Origin of the sequence: Streptomyces sp. enrichment culture (assembly GCF_964272855.1) — a bacterium.
GTDB lineage: Bacteria > Actinomycetota > Actinomycetes > Streptomycetales > Streptomycetaceae > Streptomyces.
This window is the reverse complement of sequence record NZ_OZ186847.1, coordinates 227685-250451: the sequence shown is the minus strand read 5'-3', so window position 1 is coordinate 250451 and position 22767 is coordinate 227685. Positions and strand designations below refer to the sequence as shown.

The window sequence follows — 22767 nt, the reverse complement described above, 5'->3', positions numbered from 1 at the left end:
CGGCGCCTGGGCGGTGCTGGACGTGCAGGACGAATCCGTCGGCACGGCACAGCTGCTGGGCGTCGAGGGCATCGAGGTGTCGTCGTACCGGGACCTCGCCGAACTCGCGGCGCGGGACGGGCGCGTGCCGGACGTGGTCGTCGCGGCCGTGCCCGACCGCTCGGGCGCCCTGTCCGAGGACGGCATGCCGGGCGCCGTCCACGAGACGGCACGCTGGACGCTGGACCTGGTGCGCGGCTGGCTGTCCGAGGAGCGGTTCGCGGGCTCGCGGCTGCTCCTGGCCACCCGTGGCGCCATGGCCGTCGAGGCGGGCGAGGAGGTGTCCGACCCGGCCGCTGCCGCCGCGTGGGGGCTGGTGCGTTCCGCGCAGTCGGAGCACCCGGAGCGGTTCGTGCTGGTCGACCTCGACCCCGCCCCGGACTCCGGTGCGACGGCTGGGCTGTCGGCGGTGCTCGCCTCCGGCGAGCCGCAGGCCGCGCTGCGGTCCGGTGCCGTACGCGTGCCCCGGCTGACCCGCGACGTCTCCCCGGCCCCGGCCGCCGCCCCCGTGTGGGACGCCGACGGCACGGTCCTCGTCACCGGGGGCACGGGCGCGCTCGGCGCGCTGGTCGCCCGGCACCTCGTCGCCGAACACGGCGTACGGCACCTGCTGCTGACCAGCCGCCGAGGGCTCGATGCGCCGGGCGCGGCCGGGCTGCGGGACGAGCTGACCGCGCTGGGCGCCCGGGTGACCGTGGCCGCCTGCGACGTCGCCGACCGGGACGCGCTCGCCAGGACCCTGGCGGAGGTTCCGGCGGAGCATCCGCTGCGCGCCGTGGTGCACACCGCGGGCGTCCTCGACGACGGCGTGCTGGAGGCGCAGACCCCGGAACGCCTCGCGCGCGTCCTGCGTCCGAAGGCGGACGGCGCGTGGCATCTGCACGAGCTGACCCGCGACCTGGACCTGTCGGCGTTCGTGCTGTTCTCGTCCGTCGCCGGTGTGCTCGGCGGCCCCGGCCAGGCGAACTACGCCGCCGCGAACGCCTTCCTGGACGCGCTGGCCGCGCACCGCCACGCCGCCGGGCTGCCCGCCCAGTCCCTGGCCTGGGGCCTGTGGGAGCAGCCGGACGGCATGGCCGGCGCGCTCGACGCCGAGGACCTGGAGCGGCTGCGGCGCGCCGGGATGTCCCCGCTGTCCGCCGCGCAGGGCATGGCCCTGTTCGACGCGGCGGGCACGGCCGGAGAGCCGGTTCTCGTGCCGCTGAGCCTCGACGCCTCCGCGCTGTCCGAGGCCGTCCCCGCGCCGCTGCGCGGCCTGGTCCGCAGGCCCGCCAGGAAGCGGGCGGGCACCGGAACGGCCACCTTGAAGGGACGCCTGGCGGCCCTCGGCGAGGCCGACCGCACCCGTGCGCTGCTGGACCTGGTCCGCACCGAGGTCGCGGCCGTGCTCGGCCACGCCTCGGGCGAGCAGATCGAGGCCGACCGGGCCTTCGGCGAGCTGGGCTTCGACTCCCTGACCGCCGTGGAACTCCGCAACCGTCTCACCGCGGCCACCGAACTCCGCCTGCCCGCGACCCTGATCTTCGACCACCCGACGCCGGCCGCGCTCGCCGACCGGCTCCGCGCCGAACTGCTGGGCGAGGACGACGACACGGACACCACGGCGACGACCGTGGCCGCGGCCGACGAGCCGATCGCGATCGTCGGCATGGCCTGCCGCTACCCCGGCGGCGTCATGTCACCGGAAGACCTGTGGCGGCTGGTGGCCGACGGCGGCGACGGCATCGGCGGCTTCCCCACCGACCGCGGCTGGGACCTGGAGAAGCTGTACGACCCGGACCCCGACCACCCCGGCACGTCGTACGTCCGCGAAGGCGGCTTCCTCTACGACGCGGCACGGTTCGACCCGGGCTTCTTCGGCGTCGTCCCCAGCGAGGCACTGGCCATGGACCCGCAGCACCGGCTGCTGCTGGAGACCTCCTGGGAGGCGTTCGAGCGCGCGGGCATCGACCCCGGCACCCTCAAGGGCAGCCGTACCGGCGTCTTCGCCGGAGTCATGTACCAGGACTACGCCTCCCAGGTCGGCGTCGTCCCCGAGGGCGTCGACGGCTACCTGGGCTCGGGCAACGCCGGCAGCATCGCCTCCGGGCGCGTCGCCTACACGTTCGGGCTGGAGGGCCCGGCCATGACCGTGGACACGGCGTGCTCGTCCTCGCTGGTCGCCCTGCACCTCGCCGCGCAGGCCCTGCGGCAGGGCGAGTGCACGCTGGCGCTGGCCGGCGGTGTCTCCGTGATGTCCACGCCGAGCACCTTCGTGGACTTCTCCCGCCAGCGCGGTCTCGCCGCCGACGGCCGGATCAAGTCCTTCGCGGACGCGGCGGACGGCACCGGCTGGGGCGAGGGCGCGGGCATGCTGCTGCTGGAGCGGCTGTCCGACGCGCGCCGCAACGGCCACCGCGTGCTGGCGGTCGTGCGCGGCAGTGCGGTCAACCAGGACGGCGCGTCGAACGGTCTGACGGCTCCCAACGGTCCGTCGCAGCAGCGGGTGATCCGCCAGGCGCTGACGAACGCCCGCCTGACGGCGGCGGACGTCGACGCGGTCGAGGCGCACGGCACGGGCACCCGGCTGGGCGACCCGATCGAGGCGCAGGCGCTCCTGGCGACCTACGGCCAGGACCGCTCGGAGGACCAGCCGTTGTGGCTGGGCTCGGTGAAGTCCAACATCGGGCACACGCAGGCCGCCGCCGGTGTCGCCGGTGTCATCAAGATGGTCATGGCGATGCGGCACGGTGTACTGCCGCGGACCCTCCACGTGGACGAGCCGTCCCGCCAGGTCGACTGGACCGCGGGCGCGGTCGAGCTGCTGACCGAGGCCCGTCAGTGGCCGGAGACCGGGCGCGCGCGTCGCGCCGGCGTCTCCTCCTTCGGCCTCAGCGGCACCAACGCGCACGTGGTCCTGGAGCAGGTACCGCAGGACGTACAGGCCGCCGTGCCCGGCACCGTGACGGTCGGCTCGCCGGTCGTGCCCTGGGTGCTCTCCGGGCGCACCGAGGCGGCCCTGCGGGCCCAGGCCCGGCGCCTGGCCGAGCACGTCCGCAGCCGGCCCGACGAGTCCTCGGCCGACGTCGGCCTCTCGCTCGCCACTTCCCGGGCTGCTCTGGAGCACCGGGCCGCAGTCATCGCCGACGACCGGGACGAACTCCTCGCCGGACTGGCCGCGTTGGCCGAGGGCGAGAGCGTGCCAGGGCTGGTGCGCGGGTCGGTCGGTGACGGCGGCCGGGTCGGGTTCCTGTTCACGGGGCAGGGCGCCCAGCGGGTCGGGATGGGCCGTGAGCTGTATGCGGCGTTCCCGGTGTTCGCGGAGGCGTTCGACGCGGTGTGCGCTCAGTTCCGGCTGGAGCGGCCGCTGAAGGACGTGGTCTTCGAGGACGCGTCCGCGCTGGACCAGACGGTCTACACGCAGGCGGCACTGTTCGCCCTCGAAGTGGCGCTGTTCCGGCTGCTGGAGTCCTGGGGCCTGACCCCGGACGTACTGCTCGGCCACTCCATCGGTGAGCTGGCCGCCGCACATGTGGCGGGTGTGTGGTCCCTGGAGGACGCGTGCGCGCTGGTCGCGGCACGCGGCCGTCTGATGCAGGCGCTGCCGTCCGGCGGGGCGATGGTGGCCGTACAGGCGACGGAGGCCGAGGTCGCCGAGACGCTGACCGGCGACGCCGTGTCGATCGCCGCCATCAACGGACCGTCGTCCGTCGTCATTTCGGGTGACGAGTCCGAAGTGCTGGAGATCGCCGCCCGCTTCGCCGAGCAGGGCCGCAAGACCAAGCGCCTGACCGTCTCCCACGCCTTCCACTCGCCCCGCATGGAGCCCATGCTGGCCGAGTTCCGCCAGGTCGCCGAGAAGCTGTCCTTCAACGCGCCGCGCATCCCCCTCGTCTCGAACGTGACCGGCGGGATGGCGGACGCCGACGAGCTGTGCACTCCGGACTACTGGGTGCGGCACGTCCGTGAGGCGGTCCGTTTCGCGGACGGGGTCAGGACGCTGGACGAGCACGGCGTCCGCACGCTCGTCGAGCTGGGCCCGGACGGCGTGCTGTCCGCCATGGGCCAGGAGTCCGCCGACGCCCTCTTCGTGCCCGCCCTCCGCGCGGACCGCCACGAGGCACAGTCGGTGACCACTGCTCTCGCCCAGGCGCACGTCCGTGGAGTCCCCGTCGACTGGGCGGCGTTCCACGCCGAGCGCGGCGCCAGGACGGTCGACCTCCCCACCTACGCCTTCCAGCGCGAGCACTTCTGGCTGGGCGGCGGCCGGACCGCCGGGGACGTCGAACTCGCAGGACTCGGGGCGGCGGACCATCCGCTGCTCGGTGCGGCGGTGGAACTGCCGGACACCGGTGGTCTGCTGTTCACCGGCCGGCTGTCGCTGGAGACGCACCCGTGGCTCGCCGACCACGCCGTGCTGGGCTCGGTGCTGCTGCCGGGTACGGCGTTCGTCGAGCTCGCCGTGCGGGCGGCGCACGCCTGCGGCTGCGACGAGGTCGCGGAACTGACCCTGGAGGCGCCGCTGGTCCTGCCGGAGCGGGGCGGCGTACGGTTCCAGCTGCTGGTGAGCGGGCCCGGTGCGGACGGGCGGCGCGAGTTCAGCGTGCACTCGCGGCCCGAGCGCGCCGCCGACGAGCAGGGGTGGACCCGGCACGCGACCGGCGCGCTGCTCTCCGCCGGCGACGGCACGGTGCCGCCCGCCGCGCTGACCGTGTGGCCGCCGGCGGGCGCGACACCGCTGACCGTCGACACGTTCTACGACCGTGCCGCGCACGCCGGGTTCGGATACGGGCCGGCGTTCCAGGGGCTGCGGGCCGCCTGGCGGCTCGGCGACCGGCTGTTCGCGGAGATCGAGCCGACCGCCGGTACGGGCACGGAGCCGTTCGCGCTGCATCCGGCGCTGCTGGACGCGGCCCTGCACACCCTGGGCCTGGCGGCGGACGGTGACGGGAGAGCGCGGCTGCCGTACGCCTGGTCCGGGGTCCGGCTGCACTCCGCCGGGGCCGGCGCCCTGCGGGTGCGGCTGATGGTCGCGGAGAACGACACGGTGACGCTGGACGTCGCCGACCGCGACGGGCTGCCGGTGGCCACGGTGGACTCTCTGACGCTGCGTCCGGTGACGGAGGAACAACTCAGGGCGGCTCGCGGCGGTCACCGGGACGCGCTGTTCCGGCTCGACTGGGCCGTGGTACCCACCGGCACGGTACGGTCGGCCGCGTGTGCCGTGGCGGGCCCGGACGGGCTGGGCCTCGCCGACGCGCTGCGGGCGAGCGGCCTCGCGGTGTCCACCCACCCGGAGGCCACGCCGGACGCCCTCGCCGACGGCGCCGGGATCGTGTTCTTCGACGGCGCGGGGGACCGGCAGGGTCCGGACACGCCCCGCGCGGTCGCCGCGGCCACCGGCGCCGCCCTGGCCGTCGTACAGCGATGGCTGGCCGACGAGCGGACGGCCGGCGCGCGACTGGCGCTGGTCACCCGGGGCGCGGTCGGCACCGGTGCGCCGGGCGAGCGGGCGCCGGACCCGGTGCAGGCGGCGGTCTGGGGCCTGGTCCGCTCCGCGCAGTCGGAGCACCCGGACCGGTTCGTCCTGCTGGACATCGACGAGGACGACGCCTCCCGGCGGCAGCTGGCGGCCTGTGCCGCCGGTGACGAGCCGCAGATCGCGCTGCGGGCCGGGACGGCGTACGCGCCGCGACTGGAGCGCATGGCCGGCGTCGAGCCGGGCGACCCCGCCTGGGACCCCACGGGCACCGTGCTGGTGACCGGCGGGACCGGGGCGCTGGGCAAGCTGGTCGCCCGGCATCTCGTGGCCGAACACGGCGTACGGAACCTGCTGCTGACCAGCCGTCGGGGCGAGGCCGCGCCCGGCGCGGCCGAGCTGGTGGCCGAACTGGCGTCGGCCGGCGCGTCGGTGCGGGTGGCCGCCGTGGACACCGCGGACCGGGACGCCCTCGCGGCGCTGCTCGCGGAGATCCCCGCCGAGCGTCCGCTGACCGCCGTGGTGCACACGGCGGGCGTCCTGGACGACGGCGTGGTGTCCGCGCTGACCCCGGAGCGGCTGGCCGGGGTGCTGCGGCCCAAGGCGGACGGCGCCTGGTGGCTGCACGAGCTGACCCGCGACCTCGACCTGTCGGCGTTCGTGCTGTTCTCCTCCTCCGCCGGTGTCTTCGGCGGCGCCGGGCAGGCCGCCTACGCCGCGGCGAACTCCTTCCTCGACGCCCTCGCCCACCACCGCCGCGGTCAGGGCCTGGCCGCGACCTCCCTGGCCTGGGGGCTGTGGGAACAGGGCGGCACCGGCATGGCAGGCGGCCTCGACGAGGCGGACCTCGCGCGGATCCGGCGCCTGGGCATGACCCCGCTGCCGGCCGCGGAGGGCCTGGCCCTGTTCGACCTCGCGCACGCCGCCGGTGAACCCGCGCCCGTACCGGCCCGCCTGGACCTGGCCGGGCTGCGGGCCCGGGCCGCCCGGGGCGGCGCCGTACCCGCGCTGCTGCGGGGCCTGCTGCCGTCGGCCCGGCCGGCCGCGCCGCAGGACGGTCCGGCGGCGTCGACCGGCCTCGTCCAGCAACTGGCCGCGCTGCCGGACGGCGAACGGGAACGCACCGTGCTCCAGTGGGTGCGCAAGGAGACCGAGGCGGTCCTCGGCCACCGAGCCCCCGCAGTCTTCGATCCCGAACGCGGCTTCATGGAGTCCGGGTTCGACTCGCTGACCGCCGTCGAACTGCGCACCCGGCTCGCCTCGCTCACCGGGCTCCAGCTGCCCGCCACGCTGCTCTTCGACTATCCGGCGCCGCTCGAACTGGCCCGCCACCTGCAGGCCCTGCTCGCGCCCGCCCCGGCCGACGGCCCGTCGGTCGACGCGGAACTCGACCGGATCGAAGCCGCCCTCGCCCAGCTCGCCGACGACCAGGACGAACGGGCCCGCGTCGCCCTGCGCCTGGAGAGCCTGCTCTCCAAGCTGGGCGGCGGCCGCGGCGGCCCGACCGGCGACCCCGGACCCGCCCCCGGCGCGGTCAGCGTGGTCGACCGGCTCGAATCGGCGACCGACGACGAACTCTTCGACTTCGTCGACAAAGACCTCGGCCTCTCATGAGTCGCCAGGTGAACGAAACCCCACACCGTCCGCATGCCATGAGGAGCCAACGTCAAGTGGACAATGAGCAGAAGCTTCGGGACTACCTCAAGCGAGCCATCGCCGACCTGCACGAGACGCGGCAGCGGCTGCGCGAGGCCGAGTCCCACGAGCCGGAGCTCATCGCGATCGTGGGAATGAGCTGCCGGTACCCCGGCGGCGTGAACTCCCCGGACGACCTGTGGCGGCTCGTCGCCTCCGGCACCGACGCCGTCTCCGGCTTCCCGGACGACCGCGGCTGGGACCTCGACGCCCTGTTCGACCCCGACCCGGACAACCCCGGCACCTCCTACGTCCGGGAGGGCGGCTTCCTGCACGACGCCGCCCGCTTCGACGCCGCCTTCTTCGGCATCTCGCCGCGCGAGGCCGTGGCCATGGACCCGCAGCAGCGGCTGCTGCTGGAAAGCTCGTGGGAGGCGTTCGAACACGCCGGCATCGATCCCCGGACCGTGCGCGGCAGCCGCACCGGGGTGTTCGCCGGCGTGATGTACCACGACTACCTGGCCCGGCTGCACGACGTCCCCGAGGAGTTCGAGGGCTACCTCAGCCAGGGCAGCGCGGGCAGCATCGCCTCCGGCCGGGTCGCCTACACGCTCGGCCTCGAGGGGCCGGCCGTCACCGTCGACACCGCCTGCTCCTCGTCCCTGGTGACCCTGCACCTGGCCGCCCAGGCGCTGCGCGAGGGCGAGTGCACCCTCGCGCTCGCCGGCGGCGTCACCGTGATGTCCTCGCCCAGCACCTTCCTGGAGTTCTCCCGGCAGCGCGGCCTGGCGGCCGACGGGCGCTGCAAGGCGTTCGCCGGCGCCGCCGACGGCACAGGCTGGGGCGAGGGCGTCGGCATGCTCCTGCTGGAGAAGCTCTCCGACGCCCGCCGCAACGGACACCCGGTGCTCGCCGTGGTCCGCGGCAGCGCGGTCAACCAGGACGGCGCCAGCAGCCGCCTCACCGCCCCGAACGGGCCCGCCCAGCAGCGGGTCATCCAGCAGGCGCTCGCCGGCGCCCGGCTGACCCCGGCCGACGTCGACGCCGTCGAGGCGCACGGCACCGGCACCACCCTGGGCGACCCGATCGAGGCGCAGGCCCTGCTCGCCACCTACGGCAGGCAGCGGCGGGACGGACAGCCGCTGTGGCTGGGCTCGGTCAAGTCCAACATCGGGCACACCCAGGCCGCCGCCGGAGTCGCCGGCGTCATCAAGATGGTGCAGGCCATACGGCACGGCGTGCTGCCCCGCACCCTGCACGTCGACGAGCCCACCCCGCAGGTGGACTGGACGGCGGGCGCCGTCGAACTCCTCACCGAGAACACGCCGTGGCCGAGCACCGGCAACCCGCGCCGCGCCGCCGTGTCCTCCTTCGGGGTCAGCGGCACCAACGCCCATGTCATCCTCGAACAGCCGGAACCCGCCGAGCGGCCCGACCCCGAGGGCGGCCCGCACGGCGCGCTGCCCTGGCTCCTGTCCGCCCGCACCCCGGCCGCCCTGACCGAGCAGGCCGCCCGGCTCGCGGCCCACCTGCGCGACCACGCCGATCTGCACCCCGTCGACGTCGGTCACTCCCTCGCCACCACCCGCGCCCTGTTCGAGCACCGCGCCGTCGCCGTCGGCACCGACCGCGACGGGCTGCTCGCCGCACTCGACGGCCTCGCCACGGGCGCCGAGCCGCCCGGCGTGGTGCGCGGCACGGCCGCCGGCGCCGACGACATCGTCTTCGTCTTCCCCGGCCAGGGCTCCCAGTGGGCCGGTATGGCCGTCGAACTCCTGCACACCTCCGAGGTGTTCGCCGCCCGCATGCGGGAGTGCGCGGCCGCCCTGGAACCCCACACCGACTGGTCGCTGCTCGACGTCGTCCGCGGTACGCCCGGCGCGCCCTCCCTGGACCGGGTCGACGTGGTCCAGCCGGTGCTGTTCGCCGTGATGGTGTCCCTGGCCGCCCTCTGGGAGGCCCACGGGGTCAGGCCCACCGCCGTGGTCGGGCACTCCCAGGGCGAGATCGCCGCCGCCGCGGTGTCCGGCGCGCTCAGCCTGGCCGACGCCGCCCGCGTGGTCGCCCTGCGCAGCCAGGCCCTGACCGAGCTGTCCGGCAGGGGCGGCATGGTGTCGGTGGCGCTGCCCGTCGCCGAAGTCGAACAGCGGCTCACCCGCTGGGCGGACCGGCTTTCCGTCGCCGCGATCAACGGGCCCGCCTCCGTCGTCGTCTCCGGCGACCCGCGGGCACTGGACGAACTCATCGCCTCCTGCGAGGCCGACGAGATCCGCGCCCGCCGTGTCTCCGTCGACTACGCCTCCCACTCCGCCCACGTCGAGGCCATCGAGGAACGGCTGCTCGCGGCCCTCGCGCCGATCGCGCCGCGCACCGCCGACGTGACGTTCTGCTCCACGGTGACCGGCGAGCCCGTCGACACCGCCGGCCTCGACGCCGCCTACTGGTACCGCAACCTGCGCCGCACGGTCCGCTTCGAGGACGCGGTCCGCACCCTGTCGCAGCGCGGCCGCGCGGTGTTCATCGAGGTCAGCCCGCACCCCGTGCTGACCATGGGCATGCAGGAAGTGCTGACCGGCGTCGACGGCGCGGCCTTCGCCCTGGGCACCCTGCGCCGCGGCGAGGGCGGCCTCGAACGCTTCCTCGTCTCCCTCGCCGAGGCCCACACCCAGGGCGTCGGCGTCGACTGGCGGCCCGTGTTCGAGAGCCACGCCGCCCGGCGCGTGGACCTGCCCACCTACGCCTTCCAGCGCGAGCACTACTGGCTGCAGGGCGCCGGCCGGCCCGGCGACACCGCCGGCCTCGGCCTCGGCCCGGCCGACCACCCGCTGCTCGGCGCGGCGGTCACCCTCGCCGACGGCAACGGCTTCCTGCTGACCGGACGGCTCTCCCTGTCCACCCACCCCTGGCTCGCCGACCACGCGGTCGCGGGCACCGTCGTCCTGCCCGGCACCGCGTTCGTGGAACTCGCGGTCAGCGCCGGCGACCAGGTCGGCTGCGGCCGCGTCACCGAACTCACGCTGCACGCGCCGCTCGTGCTCACCGAATCCACGCCGGTGGACCTCCAGCTGCTGGTCGGCGCGCCCGACCCGGACGGACACCGCCGGCTGAGCGTGCACGCCCGGCCCGCGGGCGCCGCCGCCGACGAGCCGTGGAGCCTGCACGCCGACGGCGTCCTCGCCGACACCGCCGCACCGGCCCCGCACGACCCGGCCGCCTGGCCCCCGCCGGGCGCGCGGCCGGTCCCGCTCGACGACCTCTACCCGCGCCTGGCCGACGCCGGACTGCGGTACGGCCCGCTGTTCCAGGGCCTGCGCGGAGTCTGGCGGGACGGCGACACCCTGGCCGCCGAGGTGGCCCTGCCCGAGGGCACCGAGGCCGACGCCGAGCGGTACGGGCTGCACCCCGCGCTCCTGGACGCCGCCCTGCACGCCATCGCCGCCGCGGACTTCCTCCCGGCGGACGCGGAATCCGCCGGAGTGCGGCTGCCGTTCACCTGGACCGGCGTCAGCCTGCACGCCGCGGGGGCGTCGGCGCTGCGGGTACGGTTGACCCGGCTCGGCACGGACACCGTGTCCCTCACCGTCACCGACGTCACCGGCGCACCCGCCGCCACCGTCGAGTCCCTCACCCTGCGCCCCGTGGCCCCGGAGACCCTGGGCACCGCCGCCGACCGGCTGCGCGGCTCCATGTTCCGCCTGGCCTGGACGCGGGCCACGCCGCCCGCGCCCACCGAGCCGGCGGCCACGTCGTACGCGGTACTGGGCGACCGCTTCGCCCTGCCGGAACGACTGGGCGTCCCGGTCCGCTCGTACGCCGACCCGGACGCTACGAGTCTCTTCGCCGCGCCGGTCGCGGACGGTACGACCGCCTCCGCCGAGCCCTTCCCGGACGTGCTGCTCGCGCCCGTGCCCGACTGCGGCACCGGCGCCGACGCCGTCCACCGTGCCGCGCGGTGGGCGCTCGCGCTGCTGCGGTCCTGGACCGGGGCGGAGCGGACGGCCGCCTCCCGGCTGGTCCTCGTCACCCGCGGCGCGGTGACCGCCGTACCGGGGGACGCAGTGCCGGACCCGGCGGCCGCCGCCGTATGGGGCCTGGTGCGTTCCGCGCAGGCCGAGCACCCGGACCGGTTCGTCCTGCTGGACCTCGACGAGCACGCCGCGTCGCCCGCCGCGGTCCCGGCCGCGATCGCCACCGGCGAACCGCAGCTCGCGGTACGCGCCGGCACCGCCCTCGCGGCCCGCCTCACCCGCGCCACCGCACCGGCCGAGCCCACCGGCCGCCCCGCCTTCACCGCCGACGGCACGGTTCTCGTCACCGGCGGTACCGGAGCGCTGGGCAAGCTGGTCGCCCGGCACCTCGTCACCGAACACGGTGTGCGCGGCCTGCTGCTGACGAGCCGCCGGGGCGAGGCCGCGCCGGGCGCCGCCGAACTGGTCGCCGAACTGACCGAGCTGGGCGCCTCCGTGCGGGTCGCCGCCGTGGACGTGGCCGACCGGGACGCGCTGGCCGAGGCGCTGGCCGCGATACCGGCCGAGCGCCCGCTGACCGGCGTCGTGCACACCGCGGGCGTCCTCGACGACGGCGTCCTCGCCTCCCTCACCCCCGAGCGGCTGACCGGTGTACTGCGTCCGAAGACGGACGGCGCGTGGCATCTGCACGAGCTGACCCGCGACCTGGACCTGACGGCGTTCGTGCTGTTCTCCTCCGCCGCGGGCCTGCTCGGCGCCGCCGGACAGGCGGGCTACGCCGCCGCGAACGCCGCCCTGGACGCCCTGGCGGAGCACCGCCGCGCGGCCGGGCTGCCCGCCCAGTCGCTGGCCTGGGGCCTGTGGGACGAGGGCGGCTCCGACATGGTCGGCGGCCTCGACGACGCCGACCTCGCCCGCATCCGGCGCCGCGGCATGGCCCCCATCACCGCCGCCGAGGGCATGGCGCTGCTCGACCTGGCCGGCACGTGGGGCGACCCCGTCCTCGCGCCGATGCACCTTGACCCCGCCCGCCTGCCCGCCACCGAGGAACCGCCGCACCTGCTGCGCGCACTGGTGCGCCGCCCCGCCCGCCGCACGGCGGCCCGCGCCGCACAGCCGGACGGCACCCTGCCGGAGGCGGTCCGGCGGCTGGCCGGGCTGTCCCCGGCGGAACGCGCCCGCGCCCTGGAGGACCTGGTCCACACCCATGTGGCGGCGGTCCTCGGCCATGTCTCCCCGGCGATCATCGAACCGGGCCAGGCGTTCAAGGACCTCGGGTTCGACTCGCTGACCGCGGTGGAACTCCGCAACCGGCTCAGCACCGCGACCGGCCTGCGCCTGCCCCCCACTCTCGCCTTCGACTACCCCAGCCCGCGCAGCCTGGCCCGGCACCTGGACGCCGAACTGCTCGGCGCGGACGGCGAGACCACCGCACCGGCGGCCGCCACGGCCGCCGACGAGCCCATCGCCGTCGTCGCCATGGCCTGCCGCTTTCCCGGCGGCGTCCGGTCCCCGGAGGACCTGTGGCGGCTCGTCGAGAGCGGCGCGGAGGGCATCGGCGCTTTCCCCGCCGACCGAGGCTGGGACCTGGAGCGGCTGCTGCGGGACGCCGACCCCGACAAGCCCGGCACCTCCGCCACCTCCGAGGGCGGATTCCTCTACGACGCCGGCGACTTCGACCCCGCGCTGTTCGGCATCTCGCCGCGCGAGGCGGGCATCATGGACCCGCAGCAGCGCCTGCTGCTGGAGACCTCCTGGGAGACCTTCGAACGCGCCGGCATCGACACGGCCACCCTGAAGGGCAGCCGGACCGGCGTCTTCGCCGGCGTCATGTACCAGGGCTACGACACCCAGATCGCCGCCGCCGTCGACGGCGACGAGGGCTACCTCGGCACCGGCAACTCGATCAGCGCCGCCTCCGGCCGCGTCGCCTACACCTTCGGACTCGAAGGCCCCGCCGTGACCGTCGACACGGCCTGCTCGTCCTCGCTGGTCGCCCTGCACCTCGCCGCGCAGGCGCTGCGGCAGGGCGAGTGCGAACTGGCGCTGGCCGGCGGCGTCACCGTGATGGCCACGCCCGTCACCTTCGTGGAGTTCTCCCGGCAGCGCGGCCTCGCCGCCGACGGACGCGTCAAGGCGTTCGCGGACGGCGCCGACGGCACCGGCCTCGCCGAGGGCGCGGGCCTGCTGCTCCTGGAGCGGCTGTCGGACGCCCGGCGCAACGGGCACCGCGTGCTGGCCGTCGTCAAGGGCAGCGCCGTCAACCAGGACGGCGCGTCCAACGGCCTCACCGCGCCCAACGGGCCCGCGCAGCAGCGGGTCATCCGGCAGGCGCTCGGCAGCGCCCGCCTCACGCCCGCCGACGTCGACGCGGTGGAGGCGCACGGCACGGGCACGACGCTGGGCGACCCGATCGAGGCGCAGGCACTGCTGGCGACCTACGGCCAGGACCGGGAACAGCCGCTTCTGCTGGGCTCGGTGAAGTCCAACATCGGGCACACCCAGGCCGCCGCGGGCGCCGCCGGCGTCATCAAGATGGTGATGGCGATGCGGCACGGCGTGCTGCCGCCCACCCTGCACGTCGACGCGCCGACCCGGCAGGTCGACTGGTCCGCCGGGGCCGTGGAACTGCTCACCGAGGCCCGGGACTGGCCGGCCCTCGACCGTCCGCGCCGGGCGGGCGTCTCCTCCTTCGGCATCAGCGGCACCAACGCGCACGTCGTCCTGGAGCAGGCCCCCGACGAGCCGGCCACCGTCCCCGACGAGCCGGCCACCGCCCCGGACGACGACACGCACGGCCCGGCGGAGACGCTGCCGTGGCTGCTGTCCGCCCGCACCGGGACGGCACTCGCGGCCCAGGCGCGAAAGCTCCACGCCCACCTGCGGGCCCACCCCGGCGCCCGCCCCGCCGACGTCGGCCTGTCCCTCGCCGTGACCCGCACTGCCCTGGAGCACCGGGCGGCGATCGTCGCCGAGGACCGCGAGGACCTGCTCGCCGGGCTGGCCGCGCTGGCCGCCGGACGGACCGCGCCCGGCGTCCGGCTCGGCGTGGCCGGCGGCCACGGCCGTGTCGGCTTCCTGTTCACCGGGCAGGGCGCCCAGCGCGTCGGCGCGGGCCGCGAACTGTACGCCGCCTTCCCCGCGTTCGCGCGGGCCCTCGACGCGGTGTGCGAGCGTTTCGAGAGCCGGCTGGACCGCCCGCTGAAGGAGGTCCTGTTCGACGACGCCACCGCCCTCGACCAGACCCGGTACACCCAGGCCGCCCTGTTCGCCCTGGAAGTCGCCCTGTACCGGCTGGTCGAGTCCTGGGGCGTCACCCCGGACTGGCTGGCGGGCCACTCCATCGGCGAACTGTCCGCCGCCCACGTGGCGGGCGTACTCTCCCTGGACGACGCGTGCGCGCTGGTCGCCGCCCGCGGCCGGCTGATGCAGGCGCTGCCCGCCGGCGGTGCGATGGTCGCCGTCCAGGCCGGCGAGGAGGAGGTCACCGCCGCGCTGGCCGGGCGCACCGACCGGGCGTCGGTCGCCGCCGTCAACGGACCGGCCGCCACCGTCGTCTCGGGCGACGAGGACGTCGTCGTGGGGATCGCCGCCGACTTCGCCCGCCAGGGCCGCAAGACCCGACGGCTGACGGTGTCGCACGCCTTCCACTCGCCGCGCATGGAACCGATGCTCGCCGAGTTCCGCGAGATCGCCGCCGGCCTGACGTTCCACCCGCCGCGGATCGGACTGATGTCCGACGTGACGGGGGAACCCGCCACGCCCGAGGACCTGTGCTCACCCGACTACTGGGTGCGCCAGGTGCGGCAGCCGGTCCGGTTCGCCGACGCGGTCCGCGCCCTCGCCGACCAGGGCGTCACCACCCTCATCGAACTGGGCCCGGACGGCGTGCTGTCCGCCATGGCCCAGGAGACGCTGAACGAGGACGCCCCCGCCGACCGGCCCGACACGGCCTGCCTGCCCCTCCTGCGGGACGGCCGCCCGGAGGCACACACCCTGGTCACCGCCCTGGCCGACGCGCACACCCGGGGCGTACCCGTGGACTGGGCGCGCTTCTTCGCGGACCGCGACACCCGGCCGGTGGAACTGCCCACCTACGCCTTCCAGCACGAGCGCTACTGGCCGCAGGCCCCGGCGACCCCCGCCGCCGAGCCCGCCGCCGACCCGGTGGACGCCGCGTTCTGGGACGCCGTCGAACGCACCGACCTGACGGCCCTCGCCGACACCCTGGAGGTCGGTGCGGAACAGCGGACCTCGCTGGGCGAGGTGCTGCCCGCCCTGTCCGCCTGGCGGCAGCGGCGCCGTACCGACGCCACCGCGGACGCCTGGCGCTACCGCGTCACCTGGCGGCCCACGGCCGAACCCGCCGCCCCCCTGATCGGCGGACGCTGGCTGGTGATCGTCCCCGAAGGCGCGCCCGCGCCCCGGTGGACCACCGCCGCCACCGACGCCCTGCGCGCCCACGGAGCCCACACCGACCTCGTCGAGGCCGGCCCGGACGGCCGTACCGCGCTGGCCGAGCGGCTGGCCGGACACGGCGAACCGGTCGACGGCGTGCTGTCCCTGCTCGCCGCCGACGCCGAGCACGGCGCCGCCCGCACCGTCGAACTCATCCAGGCCCTGGGCGACACCGGCGTCACCGCGCCCCTGTGGTGCCTGACGGCCGGCGCGGTATCCGTGGACCGCACCGACCGCCCCGCCCACCCCGAACAGGCCCGGATCTGGGGCCTGGGCCGGGTGGCCGCGCTGGAGCACCCGGACCGCTGGGGCGGCCTCGTCGACCTCCCCGGGGAACCGGACGAGCGGACCGCCACCCGTCTCGCCGGCCTCCTCGCGGGCGGCGGCGACGAGAGCGAACTGGCCGTGCGCGCCACGGGCGTGTTCGTACGACGCCTGGTCCGCGCCCACCGCCCGACCCGGCCCGCGACACCGCCCCACCCGTCCGGCACGGTCCTGGTGACCGGCGGCACCGGCGCCCTGGGCGCCGAGGTCGCCCGCTGGCTCGCCCGCAACGGCGCCGAGCACCTGCTGCTCACCAGCCGACGCGGCCCCGACGCCGAGGGCGCCACCGAACTCCGCGACGAACTGACCGGCCTCGGCACCGAGGTCACCCTCGCGGCCTGCGACGTCGCCGACCGCGACGCGCTCGCCGAGCTGCTGGCCGGCATCCCCGCCGACAAGCCGCTGACCGCCGTCGTGCACGCGGCGGGCGTCCTGGACGACGGGGTCCTCGACGGGCTCACACCCGACCGGTTCACCGCCGTACTGCGCGCCAAGGCCGACGGGGCGCGGAACCTGCACGAGCTGACCCGCGACCTGAACCTGTCGGCGTTCGTGCTGTTCTCCTCCCTCGCCGGAGTCGTCGGCAGCGCCGGACAGGCCAACTACGCCGCCGCCAACGCCCACCTGGACGCCCTCGCCGAACAGCGCGCGGCCGACGGCCTGCCCGCCGTCTCCCTCGCCTGGGGCGCCTGGGCGGACGCCGGGATGGCCGGGTCCGAGGACACCGCGCACCGCCTCGCCCGCGGCGGCGTGACCCCCATGGACCCCGAAGCCGCCCTGGTCGCCCTGGCCCGCGGCTGGCAGCACGACACCGCCTGCACCGTGGTCGCCGACATCGACTGGGACCGGTTCACCGCCCATCTCGCCCACCCCCGGCAGCGCACCCTCCTCGCCGACCTCCCCGAGGCCCGCCAGAACACCGCGACGCCGGCCGGCACCCCGGCGAGCGGCGCCGACGACCTCGTACGGCGCCTCATGGCGCTGCCCGCCGACGAGCGGCCGCGGCTGGTCCGGGAACTGGTCCTCGACCAGGTCGCGGCCGTCCTCGGACACCGCGCGCAGGGCGCCGCCCCGGCCCGCACCCCCTTCCGCGACCTCGGCTTCGACTCGCTGAGCGCCCTCGAACTGCGCAACGCGCTGACCGCGGCCACCGGCCTCACCCTGTCCGCGACCCTCGTCTTCGACCACCCCACCCCCCGCGAGCTGGCCGCCCACCTGACCGCCGAACTCCTCGGCGCCGCACAGGCGGACGAGACCGGTACGGGCACCGCCGTACCGCACGACGAGCCGCTGGCGATCGTGGCGATGAGCTGCCGCTTCCCCGGCGGCGCGAACTCGCCCGAACAGCTGTGGCGACTGCTGCGCGACGGCGTGGACACGATCGGCGAGTTCCCCGCCGACCGCGGCTGGGACCTGGAGAAGCTGTACGACCCCGACCCCGACAGCCCCGGCACCAGCTATGTCCGCGAAGGCGGATTCCTCACCGAGGCCGCCGACTTCGACGCCTCGTTCTTCGGCATCAGCCCGCGTGAGGCGCTGGCCATGGACCCGCAGCAGCGGCTGCTCCTGGAGACCTCCTGGGAGGCCTTCGAGCGGGCGGGCATCGACCCCGACGCCCTGCACGGCAGCCGGACCGGCGTCTACGTCGGCACCAACGGCCAGGACTACGCCTCCCTGCTGCTGAACTCCGCCGAGGACCTCGCGGGATACCTGGCCACCGGCAACTCGGCCAGCGTGGTGTCCGGCCGGCTCGCCTACACCTTCGGCCTGGAAGGCCCCACGGTCACCGTCGACACCGCCTGCTCGTCCTCGCTGGTCGCCCTGCACCTCGCCGCGCAGGCGCTGCGCTCGGGGGAGTGCTCCCTGGCCCTGGCTGGCGGTGTCACCGTGATGAGCACACCCGGCCCCTTCACCGAGTTCTCCCGCCAGCGCGGCCTGGCCCGCGACGGCCGCGTGAAGGCCTTCGCCGCCGCGGCCGATGGCACGGGCTGGGGTGAGGGTGTGGGCATGCTGCTGGTGGAGCGGCTGTCTGACGCCCGCCGCAACGGGCATCCCGTGTTGGCGGTGCTGCGGGGCAGCGCGGTCAACCAGGACGGTGCGTCGAACGGTCTGACGGCGCCGAACGGTCCGTCGCAGCAGCGGGTGATCCGTCAGGCGCTCGCCAACGCGCGGCTGACGACGGCGGATGTCGATGTCGTGGAGGCGCACGGTACGGGCACGACGCTGGGTGACCCGATCGAGGCGCAGGCGCTGCTGGCGACCTACGGCCAGGACCGGTCGGAGGACCGGCCGTTGTGGCTGGGTTCGGTGAAGTCGAACATCGGGCACACGCAGGCCGCGGCGGGTGTCGCGGGTGTCATCAAGATGGTGATGGCGATGCGCCACGGTGAACTGCCGCGCACGCTGCACGTGGACGAGCCGTCCCCGCACGTCGACTGGTCCGCCGGCGCCGTCGCGCTGCTGACGGAGAACATGGCGTGGCCGGAAGGCGACCGGCCACGCCGCGCGGGCGTCTCCTCCTTCGGCATGAGCGGCACCAACGCCCACGTGATCCTGGAGCAGGCCCCCACCGGCCAGGAGCCGGCGGAACCCGGCACCGACGTGCGGGCCGACGGCACGGTCCTGCCGTGGCCCCTGTCCGCGAAGACCCCCGACGCGCTGCGCGAGCAGGCCGCCCGGCTGCGCGCCCACCTGGACGCCCACCCGGACGCCGACCCGGCGGACATCGGACACGCCCTCGCCACCGCCCGCGCCGCGTTCGCGCACCGGGCCGTGCTGCTGGCCGCCGACCGGGACGGCTTCCGCCGCGCCCTGACCGCCCTGGCCCAGGGCGACGGCGACCCCGCCGTCGTCGAGGGAACCGTCTCCGCCGAGGGCCGGACCGTGTTCGTGTTCCCCGGCCAGGGCTCCCAGTGGGCCGGCATGGCGACGGAACTCCTCGACGCCTCCCCGGTGTTCGCCGAGCGGTTCGCCGCCTGCGCGAGCGCCATCGAGGCACACGTCGACTGGTCGCCGTACGACGTGCTGCGCGGCGCGCCCGGCGCGCCCCCGCTGGAACGGGTGGACGTCGTGCAGCCGCTGCTGTTCGCCGTCATGGTGTCGCTGGCCGAGCTGTGGCGGGCCCACGGCGTGCACCCCGCCGCGGTCGTCGGCCACTCCCAGGGCGAGATCGCCGCGGCCTGCGTCGCGGGCGCTCTGTCCCTGCCGGACGCCGCCCGGGTCGTCACCCTGCGCAGCAAGGCGCTCGGCGCGCTCGCCGGCCGCGGCGGCATGCTCTCCGTCGCACTGCCGCTGGAGGAAATGACAGCCCGTCTGGAGGCGTTCGGCGGGCGGCTTTCGGTCGCCGCCGTCAACGGTCCCGGCTCGATCGTCGTCTCCGGCGAACCGGACGCGCTGGACCGGCTGACGGCCGACTGCGCGGCCGAGGAGATCCGCGCCCGCCGCATCCCCGTGGACTACGCCAGCCACTCCGCCCAGGTCGAGGCCATCCGCGACGAACTCCTCGCCGAGCTGGCCCCGATCACCCCGCGCCCCGGCGAGGTGCCCTTCCTGTCGACCGTCACCGGCGACTGGCTGGACACCGAACGCCTCGACGCCGAGTACTGGTACACCAACCTGCGGCAGCCGGTACGCCTCGACGAGGCCACCCGGCGGCTCGTGGAGGCCGGCTTCGCGCTGTTCGTCGAGGCCAGCCCGCACCCCGTGCTGACCGTCGGACTCCAGGACAGCTTCGACGCGCTCGGCAGCGACGCCGTCGCCGTCGGCTCCCTGCGCCGCGACGAGGGCGGCCCCGACCGCTTCCTGCGGTCGCTGGCCGAGGCCCAGACGCGGGGCGCCACCCCTGACTGGGACGCCGTGTTCGCGGGCCGCCCGGGCCGGCGCGTCGACCTGCCGACCTACCCGTTCCGGCGCCGGCGCCACTGGCCGCAGGCCGCCCCCGCCCCGCTGGGCGACGTGGCCGGACTCGGCCTCGGCACCACCGGCCACCCGCTGCTGGGCGCCGCCCTCGAACTGCCCGGCTCCGACCAGCTCGTGCTCACCGGCCGCCTCTCCCTGGACAGCCACCCGTGGCTGGCCGACCACCTCGTACTGGGCTCCGCGCTGCTGCCCGGCACGGCGTTCGTCGAACTCGCCCTGGGCGCCGGCCGCCAGGCCGGGTGCGAACTCGTGGAGGAACTGACCCTGGAGGCACCGCTGGTGGTGCCCGAGCGGGGCGCGGTCGTGCTGCGGCTGACCGTCGCCGCCCCGGACGAGTCGGGACGCCGGACCCTGACCCTGCACTCCCGGCCCGACGGAGCCGACCCCGACACCCCGTGGACCCGGCACGCCGAAGGCACCCTGCTCACCGCCGCCGGGCCCCGGCCCGACACCACGGGCGGCGCCTGGCCGCCCGCCGGGTCCGAACCCGTGACCGTCGACGGCTTCCACGAACGGCTCGCCGACACCGGGGTGGTCTACGGACCCGCCTTCCAGGGCCTGCGCGCCGTCTGGCGAAGCACCCCCGCCGACCCGACCGCCCACCCGGAGATCCACGCCGAGGTCGAACTGCCCGACGGCAGCCACGCCGACGGCTTCACCCTGCACCCCGTCCTCCTCGACGGCGCCCTCCAGGCAGCCGCCGCCGACGCGCTGAGCGGCACGCCGGACGGCGAACCGCGGGCGACCCGCCCGTTCTCCTGGCGCGGCATCCGCGTCCACACCCCGGGCTCCACCGGCCCGCTGCGGGTCACCCTCGCCACGGCCGGCCCCGACACCCTGTCGGTGCGCGTGACGGACACCGCCGGAACCCCGGTGGCCGAGGTCGACGCGGTGATCTCCCGGCCGGTCTCCCTCGCCCAGCTGCCCGACGCGGCGACCGGCGACGCGCTGTTCCGGCTCGACTGGAAGGCACTCGCCCCGCACACCGAAACGGCCCGGGCTCCCCACGCCCTGGCCCTGCTCGGCGCGCCCGACCCGGCGCTGACCGACGCCCTCGGCACGGCCGGCACCACCCTCGCGACCCACCCGGACCTGGCCGCCCTCACCACGGCAGCCGACAGCGGCGCACCCGTGCCACCTGTCGTCGTCGCCCCGATCCCGGCCCGCCCGGCCGGCGTCACCGACCCGGCCGAAGCGGCCCGCACGACCACCCGCCGGGCCCTGGAACTGCTCCAGGCGTGGCTGGCCGACCCGCGCCTCGCCGACTCCAAGCTGGTCGTGCTCACCGGCTCGGCCGTCTCCACCGGCCCGGAGGACGACGTCCCCGGCCTGGCCGGCGCCCCCGTGTGGGGCCTGGCGCGCTCCGCGCAGTCGGAGAACCCCGACCGGTTCCTGCTCGTCGACACCGACGGCCGGCAGGACTCCCACCGGGCCCTGCCGCGCGCCCTCGCGGCCGCCCTCGCCCAGGACGAGACCCAACTCGCCCTGCGCGCCGGGAAGACGCTGGTGCCCCGCCTGACCCGGGCGGACACCGCCGAAACCGGAACCCCGGCCGGGACCGGCACGCCCGCCGCGCTCGACCCCGACGGCACCGTCCTCGTCACCGGCGCCACCGGCGGCCTCGGCAAGCTCCTGGCCCACCACCTGGTCACCGAACACAAGGTCCGCCACCTGGTCCTGGCCTCCCGGCGCGGCCCGGCCGGCGACGGCATGCCCGAACTCGCCGCGGAACTCGGCGAACTCGGCGCCCAGGTCAGCCTGGCCGCCTGCGACATCGCCGACCGCGACGCACTCGGCCGCCTCCTCACCGGCATCCCCACCGCCCACCCGCTCACCGCCGTGATCCACACGGCCGGCGTCACCGAGGACGGCGTGATCGACACGCTGACCCCGGACGGGCTGGACCGGGTGCTGCGGCCGAAGGTCGACGCGGTGCTCAACCTGCACGAGCTGACCCGCGACCTGGACCTGGCCGCGTTCGTCCTCTACTCCTCCTTCTCCGGCACCCTCGGCAGCCCCGGCATGGCCAACTACGCCGCCGCCAACGCCTTCCTGGACGCCTTCGCCCGACACCGCGCGGCCCACGGGCTGCCCGCGACGTCACTGGCCTGGGGCCTGTGGGCGCAGAGCGACGGCATGGGCGGCCGCCTCGACGACGTGGACCGCACCCGCATGGCACGCGGCGGCGTCACCCCCATGCCCGCCGAGTTCGGCCTCGCCCTGTTCGACGCCGCCCTGCAGCGGACCGAAGCGGTCCTCGTGCCGGCGCGCCTCGAATCCGGCACCCTGCGCCGGCAGGCCCAGGCCGCCGGAGCGCCGATCCCCGCCGTGCTGCGCGACCTGGTCCGCGGCCCCGCCCGGCCGCTGCCCGAGCAGAGCCCGACCGGTACCGGCACCCTGCGCGAACGCCTCGAGGCAGCGCCGGAGAAGGAACGGGAACGCCTCGTCCTGGACGTCGTACGGACCCACGTCGCCACCGTCCTCGGCCACAGCGGACCGGAGGCGGTCGGCCCCGGCCAGACCTTCAAGGAGTCCGGCTTCGACTCCCTGACCGCCGTCGAACTGCGCAACCGCCTGAACGCCGCCACCGGCCGACGGCTCCCCGCCACCCTGGTGTTCGACTTCCCGACCCCGGCGGCACTGGCCCGCCACCTGCTGGCGGAACTCGCACCCGCGCCCGCGGAACCGGCCGTCCCCCTCCTGGAGGACATCGGAAAACTGGAGTCCGCGCTGTCCGCCCTCACCCCCGACGCACTCGCCGGGACGGACCTGGACGACGCCGCCCTGGACGACATCACGGCACGACTCCAGTCCCTGCTCGCCACCTGGCGCGACACCCGGGCCGAGGCGCTGGGCGACACCGCCCCGCACGAACTCGACTCGGCCTCGGACGACGACATCTTCGACTACATCGACAAGAAATTCGGAAAAGGGTGACCACTGCCCGGTGACCACGCGACCGGACCA

2 protein-coding genes (1 of these 2 cut by a window edge) are annotated in these 22767 nt (G+C 76.0%); both read left to right on the top strand.

Going from position 1 to position 22767, the window contains the following annotated elements; all coding sequences use genetic code 11:
* On the top strand, positions 1-7111 hold the final stretch of the coding sequence (locus ACSU6L_RS00925; RefSeq protein WP_437064709.1) for a type I polyketide synthase. Its footprint begins 8930 nt before the window's first position; the window shows 7111 of its 16041 coding nt (coding positions 8931-16041); its start codon lies beyond the left edge, outside the window; it ends in the stop codon at positions 7109-7111.
* The gene (locus ACSU6L_RS00920) at positions 7108-22737 is read left to right on the top strand and encodes a type I polyketide synthase (RefSeq protein ID WP_437052522.1); all 15630 of its coding nucleotides are present in this window, start codon (positions 7108-7110) and stop codon (positions 22735-22737) included. The genes ACSU6L_RS00925 and ACSU6L_RS00920 overlap by 4 nt, the downstream gene beginning before the upstream one ends.
* Positions 22738-22767: the final 30 nt, after the last annotated feature.